This is a genomic window from Streptomyces sp. NPDC051909, from assembly GCF_040681095.1.
Taxonomy (GTDB): Bacteria; Actinomycetota; Actinomycetes; order Streptomycetales; family Streptomycetaceae; genus Streptomyces.
In genome coordinates this window covers 481,558-501,952 of the sequence record NZ_JBFAYA010000001.1, presented here as the reverse complement: position 1 = coordinate 501,952, position 20,395 = coordinate 481,558, and the positions used below count along the sequence as shown (strand labels likewise).

Here is a 20,395-nt window from a genome sequence, read left to right as displayed (position 1 = left end):
GCCGTTACGGCGCGGTCTTGACGGTGATCTTGCCGTCGACGATGTTCTTCTTCGCCTGGTCCACGGCGGCGACGAGGTCGGTCATGCTGGAGTACGCCGGGTTCGACGTGGCCAGGCCGACGCCGTCCGCCGCGAGGCCGTAGCGGACCTCACCGGACTGCGGCTTGCCGTCCTTGACCGACTTGATCAGGTTGTAGACGGAGTCGGACACGTCCTTGGTGACCGAGGTCAGGATGTGGTCCTTGTAGGCGGCCAGACCCTTCTGGTTGTACTGGTCCGAGTCCACACCGATGGCCCACTTGCCGGCCTTGGCGGTGGCCTCGATCGCACCGGAGCCGGCGAGACCGGCGGCGGCGTAGATCACGTCGGCGCCCTTGTCGAGCTGGCCCTGCGCGGCGGCCTTGCCGAGGTCGGGCTTCGAGAAGCCGTCGAAGTTCGGGGGCTGGGTCAGGTACTGGGTGAGCACCTTCGCCTTGGGGTTGGTGTCCTTGACGCCCTGGACGAAGCCCGCCTCGAACTTCTTGATCAGCGGAACCTCGACACCGCCGATGAAGCCGACCGTGCCGGTCTTGGACGCCTTGGCGGCGGCGACGCCGGCCAGGTAGGAGCCCTGCTCCTCGTTGAAGACGAGGTTGGCGATGTTCGGGCCGGTCTTCGAGGTGTCGTCGATGAGGCCGAAGGTGGTCTTCGGGAACTGCTTGGCGACCTTCTCGATGGCCGGGGCGTAGGCGAAGCCGACGCCGATGACCGGGTTGTTGCCGGCGCGGGCCAGCGTGGTGAGGCGCGCGACCTTGTCGGCGTCGCTCTCGCCCTGGCCCGGCTCGGCCTCGGCGCCCTTGACCTTGAGCTCGTCCTCGGCCTTCTTGAGGCCCTCGTAGGCGGCGTCGTTGAAGGACTGGTCGCCGCGGCCGCCGATGTCGTAGGCGATGGCGGCCTTGCCGGCGGCGCTGGCGCTGGGGGTCGAACCGGAGTCCGTCGACGACTTGCCACACGCGGTGGCGGACAGCGCGAGCGCCGCGGCGGCGATGCCCACGGTGGTGATCCTGGTGATCCGGCGCAAGAGGAGGGTCCCTTCAAGACTGACCGAAAGCGCCTCTTCCGGCGCTGGTTTCGCGGCGATCGTAACGCGCGTAGATGTCAGTTAAAGACCCGTTCATGAGTCGTTATCGGATCGACGCGAACCGGCCAGGGGGCGACCCGCGGCGTCCGGCCCGATACCGCCCGTCATACACGCTGGTACGGGCGTTCGGGCCGGGCCCGGATCCGACACGCCGGGGACTGGGCCGGACGGATGAACAGGGTCCGGCCACCCATTAAGTCGTACTTAAAGTCCGGTTTTCGGCGCCTGGCCGAGGGGTGCTCTCAGCGTCCGGGAGTGCCGTCGAGGAGGGCCGCCGCCGTGAAGAGCTCGACGCCGACCTCGATGGCCCGCTCGTCCACGTCGAAGTCGCCCGCGTGCAGGTCGCGGACCCGGGTGTCGCCGGGGGTGCGCACGCCGAGCCGGGCCATGGCGCCGGGGACGTGCTCCAGGTACCAGGAGAAGTCCTCGCCGCCGAGGGACTGCTCGGTGTCCTCGACCGAGTCCAGGCCGCGCCGGGCGGTCATGGCGTCGCGGACGAGCTCGGTGACGACCGGGTCGTTCACCACCGGGGGGACGCCGCGGACGTAGTCGACGGTCGACTTGGCGCGGTGCAGCGTGGCGATCTCGTCGATGGCCGCGTGCACCAGGTCGGGGGCCTCGCGCCAGGTGGGCAGGTCGAGGCAGCGGACGGTGCCGGAGAGCTCGGCGTGCTGCGGGATGACGTTGGGGGCGTGCCCGGACTCGATCCGGCCCCAGGTGACCGAGAGGCCGGAGCGGGCGTCCGCCCGGCGGGCGAGCACGGCGGGCACGTCGACCGCGATCCGGGCGGCGGCGGTGACCAGGTCGGTGGTGAGGTGCGGGCGGGCGGTGTGCCCGCCGGGGCCGTCGAGGGTCACCTCCAGGCGGTCGCAGGCGGAGGTGATGGGCCCGGTGCGCAGCCCGATCCTCCCCGCGTCGACCTTGGGGTCGCAGTGCACGGCGATGATCCGGCCGACCCCGTCCAGGACGCCCGCCTCGACGGCGTCGGCGGCCCCGCCGGGCAGCACCTCCTCGGCGGGCTGGAAGAGCAGCCGTACGGCCGCGGGAAGGCGGCCCTGGCGGTCGAGCTCCGCGAGCACGAGCCCGGCGCCCAGGACGGTGGTGGTGTGGACGTCGTGGCCGCAGGCGTGGGCGCGGTTCTGCTCGGTGGAGCGGTACGGGACGGTCTTCACGTCCGGGATGGGCAGCGCGTCCAGATCGGCGCGGATCGCCAGCATGGGCCGCCGTCGGTCCCAGGTCCCGATGTCGCAGACGAGCCCCGTGCCGCCGGGCAGGACACGCGGGCGGAGCCCCGCGGCCTCCAGCCGGGCCTTGACGGCGGCGGTGGTACGGAACTCCTGGTTGCCGAGCTCGGGATGCATGTGCAAGTCCCTGCGGAACGCGATCAGTTCGGCACGCAGGGGTTCGGACAGCGTTCCGGGCAGCGCTGCGGGCGCCGCCCCGGGGCCGGGCTCACGGGACTTCAACTGGTTCACCTTTTGAAGGGTAGGCCCCCAGACAGGTCAACTGCCCGATGATCACGAAAAGTTCAGCCCCTTAGGGGAAAGAAATCTCATTCCCTGGGCATGACGGTCACCCTCTGTGGGTACGCTTAACCGAATTCGAGCCTTTCGGTGCCGGTCGCGGTGCCGGCGACGCCGGCCAGGAAGCCCTGGGCGCGCGGGGAGGCGTTCTCCCGGAGCCACTCCGGGGCGATCTCGCAGACGGCGACCTTCACGCCGGTGCCGGCCAGGGCCAGTGGCAGGGTGTGCACGACCGTGGACGGAAAGCTGACGATGGTGCGGCCGACGGGGCCGCGGCGGGCGATCAGCTCCAGCGGCAGATCGGGGCGGACCACTTCGAGGCCGGTCTCCACGGCGATCCGGTGGAGCTTCTCGGTGCTCTCGCGGCGGTGGGCGAAGTAGCGGGTGGCGCCGTGGGTGCGGGCGAGGACGGTGACGGCCCGCAGGTACTCGTCGGGGTCGACGACGCCGGTCTCCACGAGCGAGGTGCCGACCAGGTCGGCGCCGCGGGTGAGCCGGGGCGGGCCGAAGCGGGACCGGGTCCAGGCGAAGTCGTTGGGGGTGACCGTGGTGCCCTCGGGCGGTTCGACCGGCAGCGAGGTGAAGATCTCCACGGTGCGGCGCGGGCCCGGCGCGAGCTTGCGGCGGGCCAGCGAGGTGACCGGCGCGAGCACCAGCTCGCGCGGCCCGCGGCTGCCGCCCCTCCGGTGCCAGCGCACCAGGCGCTCGCCGCGCGCGAGTTGGGCGGCGAACTCCATGGTGGCGGTGCCGTCGTCGACGACGGTGACCCGGCGGGGCCCGTACAGGCCGAGCAGCAGCTGGACGTAGCGCGAGAAGGGGTCCCCGACGATCACCCGCTCCGCGGCCCGCAGCGGCCCGGCGAGCTCGCGAAGCGTGGTGACCAGGGCCCCCCTCCCCTGCCGGGCCTCCTGCCACTTCACGGTGACCCCCTCGTCCCGGGCGAGCTGCGCCATGCGGCGCAGCTGCCCGCGGGACATGGGGTCGGTGGGCGACAGGACGACCACGGTGAGGCCGGCGTGCGCGAGCGAGGGCGCGGTGACGGCGGAGCCGTCGGTCCCGTCCTGGCCGGGGGCCGCCGGGGCCCCCGGTTCCGTCCGGGGGCCCCGCCCCCGTCGGGCCGGCTGGCGCGGGACACCGTCCAGCCGGGCGGTCGGGGGGACGGGCCGGAGGGTGGACGCGTGGGCCCATTCCAGGACGTTCAGCAGCTGGACCGGGCTCTCGACGAACGCCAGCTGGCCGGTCATGCGGAGACGAGCCCCTGGACGCGGCGGAGCTTCTTCATCGGGCCGAGCTCCGACTCGTAGACCTTCTTGACGCCGTCGCCGAGCGCGGTCTCGATGGTGCGGATGTCGCGGACCAGGCGCTGCAGGCCCTGCGGCTCGACGGAGGCGGCCTGGTCGGAGCCCCACATGGCGCGGTCGAGGGTGATGTGGCGCTCGACGAAGGCGGCGCCGAGGGCGACCGCGGCGAGGGTGGTCTGGAGGCCGGTCTCGTGGCCGGAGTAGCCGATCGGGACGTTCGGGTACTCCTCCTGGAGCGTCTGGATGACGCGCAGGTTGAGCTCCTCGGCCTTGGCCGGGTAGGTGGAGGTGGCGTGGCAGAGCAGGATGTTGTCGCTGCCCAGGACCTCGACCGCGTGGCGGATCTGCTTCGTGGTCGACATGCCGGTGGAGAGGATCACCGTGCGGCCGGTGGCGCGCAGCTCGCGAAGGAGCTCGTCGTCCGTGAGGGAGGCGGAGGCCACCTTGTGGGCGGGGACGTCGAACTTCTCCAGGAAGGCGACGGCCTCGGTGTCCCACGGGGAGGCGAACCACTCGATGCCGCGCTTCTTGCAGTGCTCGTCGATGGCGCGGTACTCGTCCTCGCCGAACTCCACGCGGTGGCGGTAGTCGATGTAGGTCATGCGGCCCCACGGGGTGTCGCGCTCGATGTCCCACTGGTCGCGCGGGGTGCAGATCTCCGGGGTGCGCTTCTGGAACTTGACGGCGTCACAGCCCGCCTCGGCGGCCACGTCGATGAGCGCGAAGGCGTTGTCCAGGTCGCCGTTGTGGTTGATGCCGATCTCACCCGTGATGTACACGGACCGGCCCGGGCCGGCGGTCTTGGCGCCGAGGGTGCGGAGACGGTTGCTGCTCATGATGGTGGTTCCTTACGCGTCGGGGGTGTGGGGCTCGGGGATGTGGAGCTCGGGTCCGAGGAGCCAGGCGGCGATCTCGCGGATCGCTCCGGAGCCGCCGGGGGTGTCGGTGACCGCGCGGGCGGCGGCCCGTACGGAGTCGTGGGCGCTGCCCACCGCGACGGGCCAGCCGACGAGGTGGAAGCAGGGCAGGTCGTTGACGTCGTTGCCGGCGTAGAGCACGCGCTGCGGGTCGACGCCCTGTTCGTCGCACCACTGCTTGAGGGCGAGGTCCTTGCGGTCCACGCCGTGCAGCACGGGGATGCGGAGCTTGCGGGCGCGGGCGGCGACGACGGGGTTCTGCTCGGTGGAGAGGATGAGCAGCGGGACGCCGGCCCTGCGCAGGGCGGCGATGCCGAGGCCGTCGCCGCGGTGCACGGAGACGAACTCGCGGCCGTCGGCGTCGATGTGGACGCGGTCGTCGGTCTGGGTGCCGTCGAAGTCGAGGACGACGGCGTCGACGTCGGCGAGGGCCGGGGTGACCGGCTCGTCGAGCAGCGGCGCGAGGGCCCGGGAGCGGGCCAGGTCGTGCGGGTCGTCGATCTCCAGGACGCGGGCCGGGTCGGTGACGACGAGTTCGGTGCGGCCGAAGAAGCGGTGCCGGTGGGTACGGAAGCCGTCCGCGGCCATCGCGTAGACCGAGCCGGTCTCCAGGTACTCGGGCTCGCGGTCCTGGCGGCGCGGCCGGTGGGCCTTGTCGTGGTTGACGCCGAGGGCGCCGCCGTCGTTCTCCCGCCAGAGGAAGCCGTGGCTGGGGGCGGCGGTGAAGGCGGTGTCGGCGGCGCCCTCGGTGATCCGGCGGGCGGTCTCGTCGACCTCGACGGCGGTCAGGAAGGGGCTGGTGCACTGGACGAGCAGGACGACGTCGGCGGCGCGGCCGTGGGTGGCCTCGAAGGCGTCCATGGCGTGCAGCACGGCGGACTCGCTGGTCGCGGTGTCGCCGGAGATCTCGGCGGGGCGGCGGACGGCCTCGGCGCCGTAGGCGCGGGCGGTGTCCGCGATGGCCGGGTCGTCGGTGGAGACGACGACGTGGGTGACGGCCGGTGCGCCGAGGCAGGCCCGGACGGCCCGGCCGACCAGCGGGATCCCGGCGACGGGGGCGAGGTTCTTGGCGGGGACGCCCTTGGAGCCGCCCCGTGCGGGGATGACGGCGAGCACGGTGGGGGTGGGCATCAGAGTTCTCCCAGTCGGCGGATGACGGGGGCCACGCGCTGGACGCCGTGGCGGTAGGCGCCGCGGGCCGCCTCGCGGACGATCCGGCGCACCCCGCTCTCGCGGGGTTCGGGCGCGGTGAGGTCGAGTCGGTGGCGGGCGAGGATGCCGGGCAGGTAGCCGCCGGCGGTCTCGGCCGTGTAGTACGGGGCGACCGGCGGCGGCGGCGGGCCGGCGAGGAGTTCGGCGACCCGCTCGCGGGCGGCGTCGAAGGCCTTCTCGTACGGGATGCCGCCGGGCAGTCCCTCGGCGCCGACGCCCTGGCGGGCGAGCCACTCCTCGTCGGGCTCGGGGACGGCGCCCTGGTCGAGGGCGTCGAAGGAGGCGAGCAGTCCGGAGCCGATGAAGTGGTGGTTGCCGAGCGCCTCGCGCACCCCGAGGTCGGTGAGGATCGCGGTGGGGATGCGCCGGTGCAGGGCTTCGAGGGCGGCCGTGGAGGAGACGGTGACCAGGAGGTCGGTGCGGTCGAGGACCTCGCCCATGTGTCCGTACACGAGACGGAAGTTGGGCGGGGTGGGCAGGTCGCGGACCAGCTTCTGGTACGGGAACTCCTCCAGGTGCGTGGTGTGTTCACCGGGCCGGGAGCGCAGTTTCAGGAGCACTTCGCGGTCCGGGTGGAGCCGGGCGTGCCCGACCAGGCGGCGCAGCACGTAGGCGCGTTCGGCCTTGGTGACGGGCACCGAGGGCTGCGCGGCGAAGACCAGGGTGTCGCGGCCGGGTTCGAGCTTGTGCGGGGCGCCGCCGAGGAACGGCAGGGCGGCCTCGACGACCGAGCCGGGGTCGGCGCCGACGCCCTCGTACACGGCGCGGAAACGCTCCGCGTCGTGGCGGGAGTTGGCGAGCACGACGTCCGCGCCGTGGCGGAGCAGCAGGCCGTCGGCGAGCTTCTCGTAGACGACGCCGACGTAGCCGGTGACGAGCACCGGGCGGCGGTCGAGTCCGAGGTCGGCGATGCCCTGGAGCACGGCGCGCACGGTGCCGCCGACGAGGGCGAGCACGACGACGTCGTAGCCCTCGCCGCGTTCGGCGGCGTCGCGCACCTCACGCAGGAACTCCGCGCCGGTCACCTCGCGGGGCGCGGTGTCGGACACCGCGGTCTCGGCGAGCTGGCGGGTGGTGGGGGTGGCGCGGCCGCGCAGCACGAATCCCGCGGGAGCGGGGGCGCTTTCGGCGCCGCTTGCGGGGCTGATTCTGCGTGCGGTGAGCACGCCCCATTTCCACCGGGTGTCGGAGTCGGCGAGAACGGCGACGCGCACCGTTCGATCGGTACGTGATGGCACGTCCAGGACGCTAGGAGGGCTCGGGGATTCGCAGCCCAACTGGGCCACAACAAATGGTTAACAGCACCATGACGCAGGGCGGGAAACGGACAGGAAGGGGAGTTCATCCGGGGTGGTTAAGGGGCTCGCCGCTTTGTGTTCACCGGGCATCCCCTTACCGGTCAGGACGAATGCCGGGACGGCGCCTAGCGTCGGCTTCGTGGTCAAGCTCTCCGTCGTCGTGCCGTTCTACAACGTGCAGACATATGCCCCCGACACCCTCAGAAGCCTGCGCGCGAACGCCCGCGAGGACTTCGAGTTCCTTCTCGTCGACGACTGTTCGACGGACGGGACCCCGGAGCTCCTGGAACGCGCGGAGCGCGAGATCCCGGGGGCGCGGGTGCTGCGGCACGCGCGCAACGAGGGCCTGGCGACCGCCCGGAACACCGGCCTGGACGCGGCCCGCGGGGCCTACCTGGCCTTCCTGGACGGCGACGACTGGCTCTCCCCCGGCTTCTACGGGCGCCTGGTCGCCACCATGGACGAGCTGGACTGCGACTTCCTGCGCACCGACTACGTCCGGGTGACCGGGCGCGGCCGGTCGGTGCGGCAGGTGCCGGTGGGCCGGCGCGGGGAGGTGCTGCGGCCGCGTGACGCGATCCTGCCCGCCGACCGCACGACCTCGGTGGACTATCCGTACGCCTGGGCCGGGCTGTACCACCGGCGGCTGCTCGACCGGGGTCTGCTGCACTTCCCGCACGGCCTCCGGACGGCCGAGGACCGGCCGTGGATCTGGCGGCTGCACCGCGAGGCGGAATCCTTCGCGGTCAGCGGCGAGCTCGGAATCTTCTACCGGCGCGGAGTGGCCACCTCGCTCACGCAGATCGGCGATGTCCGACAGCTCGATTTCATCCGCGCTTTCGATCAGGTGATCGACGAGACGAAGAATGATCCGGACGCGGAACAGTTGCTGCCGAAAGCCGTCCGCACCTATTGCGCGGTGATTTCCCACCACATCGGGAACATGGCCAAATTCGAACCGGAGGTCGGACGGCAATTGCGGGCGATGAGTTCGGGCGCGCTGCGCCGGCTGCCGCAGGACGTGCTCGCCGAGGCCCTGACGGCGATGGGCGAGGACCGCGCGGGCCCGCTGCGTCGGCTCAAGCGCCGCCGCCCCGCCCCCGCCCCGGCCGCACCGGCCCCGCGCCCGGCCGCCCTGGAGACGAACGCCGCATGAACCGCACCGCCCGGAAGACGCGCAAGACCACCCAGATCTTCTACGCCTCCACCCTGTACGGCGCCGCCACCCTGGCCGCCGCCCTCGACAGCGGCTGCTTCGGCCCGGCCGACCGGCGGGTGCTGCTCGTCTCCACCAACGCCGCCGTCCCCGAGACCACCACACCGCTCGACCGCATGCCCGGCTTCGAGAAGCTGCGCGGCCGCTTCGACGAGGTCCTCGACTGGAACGCGACGATCGAGCCGCTGCACCCCGGCGGCTGGACCCCGCGCGCCGACGACCTGCCGATGCTCCAGCGGCACCTGCGGCGCCTGTGGGGCCTCGGCACCGACCGGATCGAACTCGTCGTCGAGTCCCTGCAGGTCGCGCCCGCGCTGACGATCGCCCAGCTGCTCCCGGACGCGTCGATCGACGTGTACGCGGACGGGCTGATGAGCTACGGCCCCACCCGCAACAAGATCGACCCGCTGGTCGGCGAACGGGTGCGCCGACTGCTCCACCTGGACCTGGTGCCGGGACTCGAACCGCTGCTCCTCGCCGAGTTCGGAGCGGTCGCCGAGACCGTGCCGACCGAGGCCTTCACCAAGGTCGTCGAGGAGCTGTCCGGCCCCCTCGCGACCGGGCCCGCCGACGCGGAGGGCCCGGCCCTTCTCCTCGGCCAGTACCTGGCGGCGCTCTCCCTCCTCACCCCCGAGGAGGAGGGCGCACTGCACCTGAAGATGGTGCGCGGCGCGGTCGCCCGCGGCCACCGCCGGCTCGTCTTCAAGCCGCACCCGACGGCCCCCGACGCCTGGTCGCGGGCGCTGGTGCGGGAGGCGGCGGCACTCGGCGCCGAACTGACCGTCGAGGACCGGCCGGTGCTCGCCGAGATGCTCTACCGGGAGCTGCGGCCCGCGCTCGTGGTGGGCTGCTTCTCGACGGCGCTGTTCACGGCGAGCGCGTTCTACGGGATCGAGACCGCGAAGGTCGGCACCCGGCCGCTGCTCGCCCGGCTCACGCCGTACCAGAACAGCAACCGGGTGCCGGTGGCCCTGGTGGACTCGCTGGTCCCCGACCTGGAGGAGCCGGCCCGCGAGGCCCTGGCCGTACCGGAGCTCCAGAGCCTGGTCGCGGCGGTGGGCTTCGCGATGCAGCCGAAGGTCCGCCCGGACCTGCGGGAGGCGGCCGTACGCCACCTCTCCGGCCCGCTCGCGGCCGGCACCCGGCACCACTTCACCCGCCGCCGGCTCACCTCGCTGGGCCTGCCCGGCGGCCTCCCGGTCCCCCGCCACCCGCGCCTGCGCCGCCTGGCCCGCCGCGCGCTGAAGCTGAAGCGGCGGGCGCTGGGCGGGCGGTGACCGGACCGGGGCGCTACGCGCGGGTGATCGCCTCCTGGATCTCCGTGACCCACTGCGAGCGGTCCTCCGGGCACTCCAGGTACAACTCCCGGGCATAGTGCTGCGCCACGTACCCGTTGGCCTCGATCCAGCGGGCCAGGGTCTGGGCGGTCGGCAGGATCTGGTCCATCGAGCCGCGGTGGACGACGGTCGCCGCCTCCTCGATCCCGGGCAGGACGTGGACCTCGACGCCCTCCACGACCGTCCCCTCCGGGACGGTCGTCCCGGCGTGCACCAGGACCGAGCCGTCACCGCGGCCCGCGTCCTCGTAGTACGCGATCCCGGGCCCGAACTCCCTGACCCCGGCGGCCTCCAGGCGGCCGCACAGCTCGTCGTACAGCGGTCCGATGACGGGGCTGATGTCGTGCGGGCCGAAGCTCGCGGCGACCGCGCTCAGCTCGGCGATCCGCACGGCCGGAATGCTCTTCACGACGACGTCCTGTGTGGACATGCGTCCCTCGCTCTCGATGGCTCGGAGCCGCGCCCCGACCCGCGCGAGCCGCGCCGCCGCCTCCGCGGCGGCGGTCTCCAGCTCGGCCTGCCGCAGCCGCAGCATCCCCCGCAGCTCCTCCACCCCCACCCGCTCGTCGAGGATCGCCCGCACCTGTTCCAGGGTGAAGCCGAGCTCCTTGAGCGCGATGACACGGTTGAGCCGCGCGAGCTGCGCCGCCTCGTAGTGGCGGTAGCCGCTGTGCGGGTCGACACGGGCCGGGCGAAGCAGTCCGACGGCGTCGTAATGACGCAGCATCCGGACCGACACCCGCCCGTGCCGGGCGAAGTCTCCGATAGTGAACATGACGCCCCCTACGCAACGGCCTCACATGGTGTGAGGGTCAAGCGGGTCGAGCCCCGGCCGGGTCAGGCGCCGGCGAGCGAGAGCTTGGCGGCGAAGCCGAGGAAGAGGGCGCCCGCGGCCGTGGTGGCGCCGGCCGAGAGGCGCCTGCGGCGGCGGAAGGCGGCGGCGAGGCGGGTGCCGCTGAAGATGAGGGTGGTGAGGTAGAGGAAGCTGCCGAGCTGGAGCAGGGTGCCGAGGACCAGGAAGGACAGCGCCGGGTAGGCGTAGGACGGGTCCACGAACTGCACGAAGAAGGAGATCAGGAAGAGGATCGCCTTCGGGTTGAAGAGGCTGATGATCAGCGCGCGGCGGTACGGGTGCTCGGACGGGCCGGTCTCCTGCGCGACGGGCTCGTCGGCCGGCGTCTCGTGCCGGGTGCGCCACATCTCGCGGGCGGCGCGCAGCATCCCGTACGCCATCCAGGCCAGGTATCCCGCGCCCGCGTACTTCACGATCATGAAGAGCAGCGGGGTGGTCTGGAGCAGCGAGGCGGCGCCGAGGGCGGCGAGTGTCATCAGGACGGCGTCGCCGGTGAACACCCCGGCGGCGGCCTGGTATCCGGTCCGGGTGCCCTTGCGGGCGGCGACGGACAGCACGTACAGCGAGTTCGGCCCCGGCAGGAGGATGATGAGGACGAGCCCGGCGAGGTAGGTCGGCAGATCGGTGACACCCAGCATGAAGCGGAGTGTCGCACACCGGTACGACCCTCCGCTTTGAGTTTCGACAGGTGGAATGGGCGCCTTCCGCCGAGATGGTCAGAACGCGTCGGTCGGGACGTACGTGCCCCAGACCTGGCGCAGCGCGTCGCAGACCTCGCCCACCGTGGCCCGCGCCTTGAGCGCCGCCTTCATCGGGTAGAGGACGTTGTCCGTGCCCTCCGCCGCCTTCTTCAGCTCCGCGAGCGCCGCGTCCACCGCCGCCCGGTCGCGTTCGGCGCGCAGCCGGGCCAGGCGCTCGGCCTGCTGGGCCTCGATCGCCGGGTCGACGCGCAGCGGCTCGTAGGGCTCCTCGACGTCCACGGTGAAGCGGTTGACGCCGACGACGACCCGCTCGCCGGAGTCGGTCTCCTGGGCGATCCGGTAGGCGGAGCGCTCGATCTCGTTCTTCTGGAAGCCGCGCTCGATCGCGTGGACCGCGCCGCCCAGGTCCTCGACCTTCCGCATCAGCTCCAGGGCGGCGGCCTCGACCTCGTCGGTCATCCTCTCCACCACGTAGGAGCCGGCGAAGGGGTCGACGGTGGCCGTCACGTCCGTCTCGTACGCGAGGACCTGCTGGGTACGGAGCGCGAGGCGGGCCGACTTGTCCGTGGGGAGCGCGATGGCCTCGTCGAAGGAGTTGGTGTGCAGGGACTGGGTGCCGCCGAGCACCGCCGCGAGGCCCTGGACGGCGACCCGCACCAGGTTGACCTCGGGCTGCTGGGCGGTGAGCTGCACGCCGGCGGTCTGGGTGTGGAAGCGCAGCATCAGCGACTTGGGGTTCCGCGCGCCGAACTCCTCCCGCATCACCCGCGCCCAGATCCGGCGGGCCGCCCGGAACTTGGCGACCTCCTCCAGGATCGTGGTCCGCGCCACGAAGAAGAAGGAGAGGCGCGGGGCGAAGTCGTCCACGTCCATGCCGGCGGCGACGGCCGTGCGGACGTACTCGATGCCGTCGGCGAGGGTGAAGGCGATCTCCTGCGCGGGCGAGGCCCCGGCCTCCGCCATGTGGTAGCCGGAGATCGAGATGGTGTTCCACTTGGGGATCTCGGCCCGGCAGTACTTGAAGATGTCCGCGATCAGCCGCAGCGAGGGCTGCGGCGGGAAGATGTACGTGCCGCGGGCGATGTACTCCTTCAGCACGTCGTTCTGGATCGTGCCCGTCAGCCGGTCCGCCGTCACGCCCTGCTCCTCGCCGACCAGCTGGTAGAGCAGCAGCAGGAGGGCGGCGGGCGCGTTGATCGTCATCGACGTGGAGACCTTGTCCAGCGGGATGCCGTCGAACAGCACCCGCATGTCGTCGATCGAGTCGATGGCGACGCCGACCTTGCCGACCTCGCCGTGCGCGATCGGGGCGTCCGAGTCGTGGCCCATCTGGGTGGGCAGGTCGAAGGCGACCGAGAGGCCCATGGTGCCGTTCGCGATCAGCTGCTTGTAGCGGGCGTTGGACTCCACGGCGGTGCCGAAGCCCGCGTACTGGCGCATCGTCCACGGCCGGCCGGTGTACATCGACGGATAGACCCCGCGGGTGAAGGGGTACGCGCCGGGCTCGCCCAGCTTCTCGGCGGGATCCCAGTCCCGCAGCGCGTCCGGTCCGTAGACCGGCTCGATGGGCAGTCCGGACTCCGACTCGCGCGCCATGTGCGTGTGCCTCCCGATCGGACGGTCAGTCTTCGCCTGTCGGCTCTCGTTCGCCTGTCGGCTCTTCTTCACCTGTCGGCTTTCGCCTTCGCTCTCCCTCACAGCATGCACGTCTCTTTTCGGTCACGTGCGCAACCACCCGGGCGTGGGAAGCATCCCTTGTGTACACACGTCGTTTTCGGGGGGCTGAAATGAAGCGTTCGTCCGTCATACGCAGAGTCGTTCTGGCGGCCACGGCCGTGGTGCTGGCCGCCGGCTGTACGCCCTGGGGCGATGACACCGGGAAGGGCACCGTCAGCCCGGCGCCCACGACGGCCGCTCCGGCGCCCACGTCCGGTGGCACGGGCGACGACAAGCCGTCCTCCCCCGCCACCCCGTCGGCCTCCGCCACCGCGTCCACCGGCACGCCTTCGGCCTCGGCCACCACCGAGGCGCCCACGGGCAGGATCCTCATGAAGGACGGCGACGAGAACGCGCAGGTGCGCGAGCTCCAGGCGCGGCTGCGGCAGATCGGCTACTTCGACCGGGCGCCCACCGGCTTCTACGGGACGATGACCGCGGGCGCGGTGAAGGGCTTCCAGAAGAAGCGGGAGCTGCCGCAGACCGGCTCGGTCGACGAGACGACCTGGCAACGGCTGCTCGGGATGACGCGGAAGCCGACGGCCGCCGAGCTGCGCCCGGCGACCACCAACAAGCTGGACACGCCGGACCCGCGCTGCATGACCGGGCGGGTGATGTGCATCAGCAAGGAGAGCCGGACGCTCGCCTGGATGATCGACGGCAAGGTCGTCTCGTCGTTCGACGTGCGCTTCGGTTCGGAGAACACCCCGACCCGCGAGGGCGAGTTCAAGGTGGAGTGGAAGGCCCGCGACTGGACCTCCACGATCTACCACACGCCGATGCCGTATGCGATGTTCTTCAGCCGCGGCCAGGCGGTGCACTACTCGGCGGACTTCGCGGCCCGCGGCTACAACGGGGCCTCGCACGGCTGCGTCAACGTCCGGGACAAGGCCAAGCTCGCGGTGCTCTTCGACCAGGTGAAGGTCGGCGACAAGGTCGTCGTGCACTGGTGAGGTCCGGGAGACCCTGAGCGGCCGGGGAAGAAGGGGGCGCGGGTGGGACCGGGGGAACGTGCCCCACCCGCGCCGGTGCGCTGAGCCGAAGGTACGGGGGGAACCCCGGCTCGATGCGCTCGCCGATGACCAGTCGGCTCACTCAGTACTGCGCCGTGGGGTCGAAAAGTGTCACACCCCGGGTCGGGGCTGTGAACGCGAGCGGTCGGAGGCGTGCTTTCCGGTGCCGGAAGCCGAGCCGCCGAAGCCGGAACCGGTGGTGGAGCCGGAGCCGGCGGTGGAGCCGGGGCCGTGGGAGCCGCGCTTGGCCTGACCGCCCTTCGCCGGAGCCTGGCCCCGGTGGGAGTCGCGGTCCCGGTCGTCGCCTCGGTCCCCGCCGGTGTCGTCGCTGTCGGAGCCGCCGCTCTCGGAACCGCCGGTGGCCGTGCCGCCCTCGCCCGTGCTGCCGCCCTTGCCGGTGCTGCCGGAGGACGTGCGGCCCGCGGTGGTCGGGGTGGCGCCGGAGGGCGTGCCGGAGAGGATCCGGTCGCAGTAGCGCTTCACGGTCTCGCCGCTGCGCAGGGCGTCGGTGAGGCGCTGCCGGCCGCCGGAGCCGAGGGTGCCCGCGCGGAAGTCCTTGCAGGCCTGGATGGTCTTGGCGCGCTCCTGCTCCTGCGTGCCGCCGACCGTGCCGCCGGTGCTCCCGCCCGGGCCGATGGACGGGTCGTCGGGTCCGGCGGTGGCGTCGGGGCCCGCGGTGGCGGTGGCCGTGCCGTCGGTGGCGCCGGGCGTGCCGGGCTCTCCGCGGCCGTCGGGTCCGCCGGACGCCTCGGTGCCGGTGCCGCCCGTGGGCGTGCCGGACCAGCCGGGGGACGAGGGGTCGACGGCCACGACCGAGCTGCCGGGCTCGGGGTCGGCGGTCAGCGGCAGGACGCCGGTGCCCGCGGCGACGGCGACACCGCCGACCGTGACGGCGGCGACCGCGGCGGCCAGCCCGTACCGCAGTGAGCGTCCCCAGCCGCGGCCGGCCCGGACCCGGGCGAGCCGGACGGCGCCGAGGTCGGCGGCGGCCCGCTGTCCCGCGTGTCCGGGGACGACGGCGCGTTCGGCGACGGCCTTGCGGAAGGCGGCGAGGGCGTCGGCCTCGCCGGGGAGTTCGCCGCCGGTGCCGGCGGGCGGACCGACGGCGGGGTTACGGGCGGTGTCGAGGGCGCGCGCGAGGAACTCCGCCTCGGCCCGCGCCGAGGTGCCGACGGGGTCGACCGGCTCACCGCGCAGCAGCCGCTCCGCGGCCTCCTGGTCGAGCCACTGGTACTCGTCGGCCATCACATGTCCTTCTGCGTCCGCGCGCGCGATTGCGTCACACCGCCGGGGCGGGCGGGGCCGGGCCGGCGCCCGCGTTGCGGAGGAACGCCGTCCAGCGAGCCGGCCGGATCGTCCCCGGCCGTACCGAGGAGTTCGGCGAGTTTCTTGAGGCCCCGGTGGGCGGCGGTACGGACCGCGCCCGGCCGCTTGCCGAGCGTGTCGGCGGCGCTCTTGGCGTCCAGGCCGACCACGACCCGCAGGACGACGGCCTCGGCCTGGTCCTGCGGCAGCTGGGCGATGAGGTGCATGGTGCGGCCGGTGGCCAGGGCCTCCAGGGCCTCGCCCGCGGTGTCGGAGTCGGCGGGCTTGTCGGTGAGCTCGGTCTCGTCGCCGCCGACGGCGGGCCGCCGGCCGCGCATCCGGATGTGGTCGAGGGCGCGGTTGCGGGCGATCCGCGCGGCCCAGCCGCGGAAGCGGTCCGCGTCGCCGCTGAACCGGTCGAGGTCGCGGGCTATCTGGAGCCAGCTCTCGGACGCCACGTCCTCCGCGTCGGCCTCGCCGACCAGGGTGCGTATGTAGCCGAGGAGCCGCGGATGCACCGCGCGGTACACGGTGCGGAAGGCGTTCTCGTCACCGTCCTGCGCGGCGAGCACTGCGGCCGTCAGCTCCGCCTCGTCCCCCAGCACTCCCCACACCTGTTCGTCGTCGCGCTCATCGCGGCTGGTCGTCACCGCCACGCCGCCTTGGGCGCAGCAGAACGCTACGTCCTTTTCGGGCGCCGCGTCCACGCGGGTCCGATTCTTTGTGCATCTCGCAACTTCCCCCCGGGGCGGGGGGAAACGGGGGTGTGACAGAAAACGCATGCACGGCGCTGTATGGAGTACGGGGCCGTGCTGCGGCTCCGCGGACGACGACCGGGGCCTCTCCTGTGGGGGGTGGCGGCCCCGGTCGTCTTCTTTTCAAGCGCCTGTGACCAGGCGCTTTTTCATTTTCCGGCCCACCTCGCGGTCCGCCTCCCGGTCCGCCTCCCAGCCCGCGCCCCGGTCCGTTTCCGGACAGCCCCACCCTCATTGTCAACCGATGGTTGACACCTCGGGACTGTCAACCTAGGGTTGCACTCATGACGAATCCACTCGGCATGAACAACCCCGTGCGGCTCGACGATCTGATCGAGGCGATCAAGAAGACCCACCCGGACGACGCCCTCGACCAGCTGTCCGACGCGGTCATCGCGGCGGACCACCTCGGGGACGTCGCCGACCACCTCATCGGCCACTTCGTGGACCAGGCCCGGCGGACCGGCGCCTCCTGGACCGACATCGGCAAGAGCATGGGCGTCACCCGGCAGGCCGCCCAGAAGCGTTTCGTCCCCAAGGACGACAACGAGGCGGACGCGGCGAAGATGGACCCGAACGCCGGCTTCAGCCGGTTCACGCCCCGGGCCCGCAACGTCGTGATGGCCGCGCAGAACGAGGCCTCCGCCGCCCGCAACGACAAGACGGTCCCGGCCCACCTGACGCTCGGTCTGCTGGCCGAGCCCGACGGACTCGCGGGCCACTGGATCACCGGCCAGGGCGTCACCCCGGAGCAGCTGCGGGAGGCCGTCGCGGCGACCCTGCCGCCGGCCGCCGAGGAGGTGCCCGCGCTCATCCCGTACGACGCGGACGCCAAGAAGGTCCTGGAGCTCACCTTCCGGGAGGCGCTGCGCCTCGGGCACAACTACGTGGGCACCGAGCACATCCTGCTCGCGCTCCTGGAGTTCGAGGACGGCAAGGGCACGCTCGCGGGCCTCGGCCTCGACAAGGCGAAGGCGGAACGGGAGATCTCGGAGGCCATCGCCTCCCTGTCGATCGCGGCGCCCGGGCCGGACCAGGAGGCCTGAAAGGCCGGCACGGCCCGTACTGCCGGTACTGCCCGTACAGCGCGTGCGGCCTAGGCGGTGCGCGCCCTGCGCGAGACGACCGCGCGCAGGACGCGCCCGCCCTCGGTCGACAGGTCCCGGGCCCGGCGCAGTCCGGTCGGGCCGTGGGCGGCCGCCTCCAGGACGGCCTGCTGACGCTGGAGTTCGCCCGCGTGCAGCGGGCCCGCCCCGTTGGCGTCGAGGCCGGCGTGCAGGGCGAGCGCCGCCTCGGAGCAGCTCCGGGTCCAGTCGCGCAGCGCGGCCTCGGTCCAGTCGTCGGGCGCCCCGACGAGCATCGCGCGCACCGGCGCGGCGCCCTCGCCCGCCCCGGCGTCCGCCAGCTCCACGCGGGCCTTCGCGACGGCCTCGCCCCAGGCGTCGCCGTCACCGCGGGCCACCGCGGCCCACACGGGCCGCAGGACGTCCGCACCGTCCGGTGCGAGCAGCGGCAGACACCGGTCGAGACACGCGAGTCCGGCGGCCGCGAGGGCGCGCGCGTCGGCGCGGTCGATCAGTTCCTGCAGGCTCGTGCTCGTCACGGACGTCATGGACGCCTCCTCGCCAGCGATGCGGACGCAGTACTTCCCCTACTGCGCCAACCGACGCTTTTTCGTCACTGCGCGGCCGAAATCATGCCAGTGGCCTTGAGGTGCTGCATAGAGGTCAGCTTGCGGACGAAGAGGATCGCGGCCACCGCCGCCACGGCGTCGAGGACATAGGAGGCGAGATCCCACCAGGTCGCGGAGATCAGGGCGTCGACGGTCTCCGCCCGCCGGAACATCAGCGCGGCGACGCGGTCCGCCAGCATGCTCACGACCCAGGCGGCCCACCAGCCGTTGAGCAGCGCCAGCTCGCCGGGACCGTCCGCCGCGTACGGAGCCATGCGGCTGGCGCGCCAGATGTCGGCGGCGATGTTGCGGGGGATCCACAGGTTGCCGATCGGGATGAACCAGCCGCCGATCGCCCAGCCGACACCCCGCTCCTGCTGGTCGCCCGCCCACACTTCGGCGTTCTTCCGCAGTCGGTGGAACCAGACGATGAAGACGATCCCGGTCGCCACGAACAGCGTGAACGCCATGCTGAAGGCCACGTTCACGTTCACGGACCCGAGCACGGGCGTCTCGGAGTCCTCGGACATCAGAATGCCGAGGTCGATCACGCCGAGCACGACATCGAAGACGATGTTGCCGGCCAGCAGGGCGACGACGGCGTACGCCAGGCCGACGGGATTTCTGAGTCTGAGCATGCTGAGACGGACCCCCCACGGGTGCGCGGCGTCCCCCTCCCCGAGCACGCCGGGCGGCCGCACGGCCGCCGAGTCCGGGACCGTACGGCACGCGCCTCGCCGTGTCCACGTAAAAGGGCCAGGTCAGTCGGCAAAGGCCAGGTCGGTCAGCCGCGCACCTTCGCCGCCAGCGCCTGGAAGTCCGCCCAGCTCAGCGCGGGCTTCCGGGCGTCCCACAGCTTCTGGGCCGTCGCCGTGAGCGGCATCCGGATGCCGGCGGCGACCTGCGCCTGGGTCTGGGAGTTCGCCAGGTCGCACCAGACGGCGAAGCTGCCGCCGAGGATCTGGGGGTCGTAACGGGCGGGGACGGGGGTGGTGCCGCGCAGCACCAGCGGGGTCCACTGCTCGTAGATGCGCCGGCCGGTGGGGTAGAAGAACTTGTTGGGCTGGCCGAGCACGTAGTAGAGGTACTCGTCGTTGTAGTTGATCATCTTGCGGCCGGCGCTCAGGTACGAGGTCGGGGTGCGGGCCCCGATCTCCCGGCCGGTCCAGTAGGCGACCTGGAGGTCCTGGGCCGGGCCGGTGACGCCGCCGGTGAAGAAGCCGTCGTTCCAGGCGCGCAGCGCCTTGCCGGTGGGCCGGACGACGGCGGCGCGGTCGTTGAGCCAGCCGGTGGCCAGGTCCTGGACCCGGCCGGAGGGGCCGTACTTCGCGATGGCCGCGCGGGCCAGCTGCGGATAGGTCGCCTCGGGGTTCTTCGCCATCAGGGCCACGTACTCGTCGCCGCCGAGATGCCAGTACGCGCCGGGGAACAGGCCGGTGTACTCGCGCAGCAGCTCGTCGACGAGCCTCGCGGAGGCCGGGTCGGAGATGTCGACGGCGCCGCGCGGGGCCCGGCCGGTCGCGCTGACGAGCTGGAGGTCGGGGTGGGCGGCGATCACCGCGCCGAGGTGTCCGGGGGAGTCGATCTCGGGGACGACCTGGATGTGCAGGCTCTGCGCGAGGGCCACGATCCGGCGCACCTCGGCCTTGCTGAGGTGCCGTTCGGAGACGATCTCGGGGTGGGTGTCGGAGGCGATCCGGAAGCCCTGGTCGTCGGAGAAGTGCAGGCCGAGCTGGTTGAGCTTGAGGTCGGCCATCTCGCGCAGCCGGTCCTCGATCCAGCCGGCGGTGAAGTACTTGCGGGCGATGTCGACCATGAGGCCGCGCTGCGGCTTGGCGGGGGCGTCGGTGACGGTACCCTCGGGCATCGCGCCGGTGGACCTGACGGACTGTTTGAGGGTGCGGGTGCCGTAGAAGACGCCGGCCTGGTCGGGTCCGGTGATGCGGACGCCGCCGTCGCGGACGACGAGGGTGTACGACTCGGCGGCGCCCCCGCCGCCGAGCGCGAGGGTGACGTCGCCGGGGCGGGCGGCGGCGGTGCCGCGGTAGGGGACGCGCAGCTCGCCGGCGATCAGCTTCGCCTCGTCGCCGAGCGCGGCCTCGTCCTTCGCGGCGACCACGACGCCGCTGTCCGGGCCGGGCTTCCAGCCGGGGCCGCGGGCCGCCTGGTGGGCGCGGACGGCGGGCACCACTTGGGGGGCCGCGGACAGCGGGTAGGTCTTGGTGGGCGTCGGGCTCGGGGGCGGCGCGGAGCTGGGGACCGCGGTCGGGGCGGCCGAGCCGGTGCCCGTTCCGGCGGGCGGCTCGGAGGAGGATCCGTTCGAGCAGGCCGCCATGGTGGCCAGTGCCACCGCGGCCGCCAGGAGTCCGGGGCCCCGCCGGGGCCCCCGTATGGAGTAGCGCATCACCCGGAATCCTCCCTCATCGCACGAACCCCGGCATCCCGGGCCTGTTGTC

Annotated in this window: 18 protein-coding genes; 4 read left to right on the top strand and 14 right to left on the bottom strand. The window is 72.7% G+C overall.

The genetic code is table 11. The features are described from left to right. Window positions 1-4: 4 nt before the first annotated feature. The 6 genes from AB0M18_RS02540 to AB0M18_RS02515 all read right to left on the bottom strand — a co-directional run bounded on the left by AB0M18_RS02540 (window position 5) and on the right by AB0M18_RS02515 (window position 7,311). Window positions 5-1,060, bottom strand: coding sequence for a BMP family ABC transporter substrate-binding protein (locus AB0M18_RS02540; RefSeq protein WP_365754836.1), 1,056 nt, complete (start codon window positions 1,058-1,060; stop codon window positions 5-7). Window positions 1,061-1,362: 302 nt separating this feature from the next. Next, window positions 1,363-2,595, bottom strand: a complete 1,233-nt coding sequence (locus tag AB0M18_RS02535) for an amidohydrolase (RefSeq protein ID WP_365754834.1) — start codon at window positions 2,593-2,595, stop codon at window positions 1,363-1,365. A 116-nt stretch (window positions 2,596-2,711) separates the two neighbouring features. Next, the gene (locus AB0M18_RS02530; RefSeq protein ID WP_365754832.1) at window positions 2,712-3,887 is read right to left on the bottom strand and encodes a hypothetical protein; all 1,176 of its coding nucleotides are present in this window, start codon (window positions 3,885-3,887) and stop codon (window positions 2,712-2,714) included. Beyond that, window positions 3,884-4,780, bottom strand: a complete 897-nt coding sequence (locus tag AB0M18_RS02525; protein WP_365754830.1) for an N-acetylneuraminate synthase family protein — start codon at window positions 4,778-4,780, stop codon at window positions 3,884-3,886. The genes AB0M18_RS02530 and AB0M18_RS02525 overlap by 4 nt, the downstream gene beginning before the upstream one ends. A 12-nt stretch (window positions 4,781-4,792) precedes the next feature. After that, window positions 4,793-5,992, bottom strand: coding sequence for an acylneuraminate cytidylyltransferase (locus AB0M18_RS02520; protein ID WP_365754827.1), 1,200 nt, complete (start codon window positions 5,990-5,992; stop codon window positions 4,793-4,795). Beyond that, a complete protein-coding gene (locus tag AB0M18_RS02515; RefSeq protein ID WP_365754825.1) occupies window positions 5,992-7,311 on the bottom strand; it encodes a DUF6716 putative glycosyltransferase in 1,320 nt (439 codons plus the stop codon). Before AB0M18_RS02515 ends, AB0M18_RS02520 begins: the two co-directional genes overlap by 1 nt. A gap of 199 nt (window positions 7,312-7,510) precedes the next feature. Between AB0M18_RS02515 and AB0M18_RS02510 the strand changes: the two genes are divergently transcribed. Further along, window positions 7,511-8,527 carry a glycosyltransferase family 2 protein gene (locus AB0M18_RS02510; protein ID WP_365754824.1) on the top strand — a complete coding sequence of 339 codons (1,017 nt, stop codon included), beginning with the start codon at window positions 7,511-7,513 and terminating at the stop codon, window positions 8,525-8,527. Then, window positions 8,524-9,864 carry an alpha-2,8-polysialyltransferase family protein gene (locus tag AB0M18_RS02505; RefSeq protein ID WP_365754822.1) on the top strand — a complete coding sequence of 447 codons (1,341 nt, stop codon included), beginning with the start codon at window positions 8,524-8,526 and terminating at the stop codon, window positions 9,862-9,864. The genes AB0M18_RS02510 and AB0M18_RS02505 overlap by 4 nt, the downstream gene beginning before the upstream one ends. Window positions 9,865-9,877: 13 nt before the next feature. On the opposite strand, the gene AB0M18_RS02500 is transcribed toward AB0M18_RS02505, so the two are convergent. From AB0M18_RS02500 to AB0M18_RS02490, 3 genes are all read right to left on the bottom strand, one after another. Further along, window positions 9,878-10,699 carry a MerR family transcriptional regulator gene (locus AB0M18_RS02500; protein ID WP_365754820.1) on the bottom strand — a complete coding sequence of 274 codons (822 nt, stop codon included), beginning with the start codon at window positions 10,697-10,699 and terminating at the stop codon, window positions 9,878-9,880. A 62-nt stretch (window positions 10,700-10,761) separates the two neighbouring features. Beyond that, window positions 10,762-11,415, bottom strand: a complete 654-nt coding sequence (leuE, locus tag AB0M18_RS02495; protein ID WP_365754818.1) for a leucine efflux protein LeuE — start codon at window positions 11,413-11,415, stop codon at window positions 10,762-10,764. A gap of 78 nt (window positions 11,416-11,493) precedes the next feature. Further along, the gene (locus AB0M18_RS02490; RefSeq protein WP_365754816.1) at window positions 11,494-13,074 is read right to left on the bottom strand and encodes a methylmalonyl-CoA mutase family protein; all 1,581 of its coding nucleotides are present in this window, start codon (window positions 13,072-13,074) and stop codon (window positions 11,494-11,496) included. A 191-nt stretch (window positions 13,075-13,265) separates the two neighbouring features. Here AB0M18_RS02490 and AB0M18_RS02485 point away from each other — a divergent pair, with 191 nt between their 5' ends. Beyond that, window positions 13,266-14,147, top strand: a complete 882-nt coding sequence (locus tag AB0M18_RS02485) for a L,D-transpeptidase family protein (RefSeq protein WP_365754814.1) — start codon at window positions 13,266-13,268, stop codon at window positions 14,145-14,147. A 171-nt stretch (window positions 14,148-14,318) separates the two neighbouring features. Here the strand turns inward: AB0M18_RS02485 and AB0M18_RS02480 are convergent, their stop codons facing one another. After that, on the bottom strand, window positions 14,319-15,452 hold the full coding sequence (locus tag AB0M18_RS02480) for a hypothetical protein (RefSeq protein WP_365754812.1): 1,134 nt from the start codon (window positions 15,450-15,452) through the stop codon (window positions 14,319-14,321). Continuing rightward, entirely contained in the window at window positions 15,452-16,117 is a 666-nt protein-coding gene (locus AB0M18_RS02475) for an RNA polymerase sigma factor (protein WP_365755039.1), read from the bottom strand. Before AB0M18_RS02475 ends, AB0M18_RS02480 begins: the two co-directional genes overlap by 1 nt. Window positions 16,118-16,551: 434 nt before the next feature. On the opposite strand from AB0M18_RS02475, the gene AB0M18_RS02470 reads away from it, so the two are divergent. Next, window positions 16,552-17,313: a Clp protease N-terminal domain-containing protein gene (locus AB0M18_RS02470; protein ID WP_365754810.1), complete on the top strand. Its 762-nt coding sequence runs from the start codon at window positions 16,552-16,554 to the stop codon at window positions 17,311-17,313. A 50-nt stretch (window positions 17,314-17,363) separates the two neighbouring features. Here AB0M18_RS02470 and AB0M18_RS02465 read toward each other — a convergent pair whose 3' ends face one another. From AB0M18_RS02465 to AB0M18_RS02455, 3 genes are all read right to left on the bottom strand, one after another. Further along, a complete protein-coding gene (locus tag AB0M18_RS02465; protein WP_365754808.1) occupies window positions 17,364-17,879 on the bottom strand; it encodes a hypothetical protein in 516 nt (171 codons plus the stop codon). A gap of 65 nt (window positions 17,880-17,944) precedes the next feature. After that, complete coding sequence (locus AB0M18_RS02460; protein ID WP_365754806.1) at window positions 17,945-18,577, bottom strand: DUF4328 domain-containing protein; 633 nt, start codon at window positions 18,575-18,577, stop codon at window positions 17,945-17,947. 146 nt (window positions 18,578-18,723) lie between these two features. After that, the gene (locus AB0M18_RS02455; protein WP_365754804.1) at window positions 18,724-20,343 is read right to left on the bottom strand and encodes a glycoside hydrolase family 20 protein; all 1,620 of its coding nucleotides are present in this window, start codon (window positions 20,341-20,343) and stop codon (window positions 18,724-18,726) included. Window positions 20,344-20,395 lie beyond the last annotated feature (52 nt).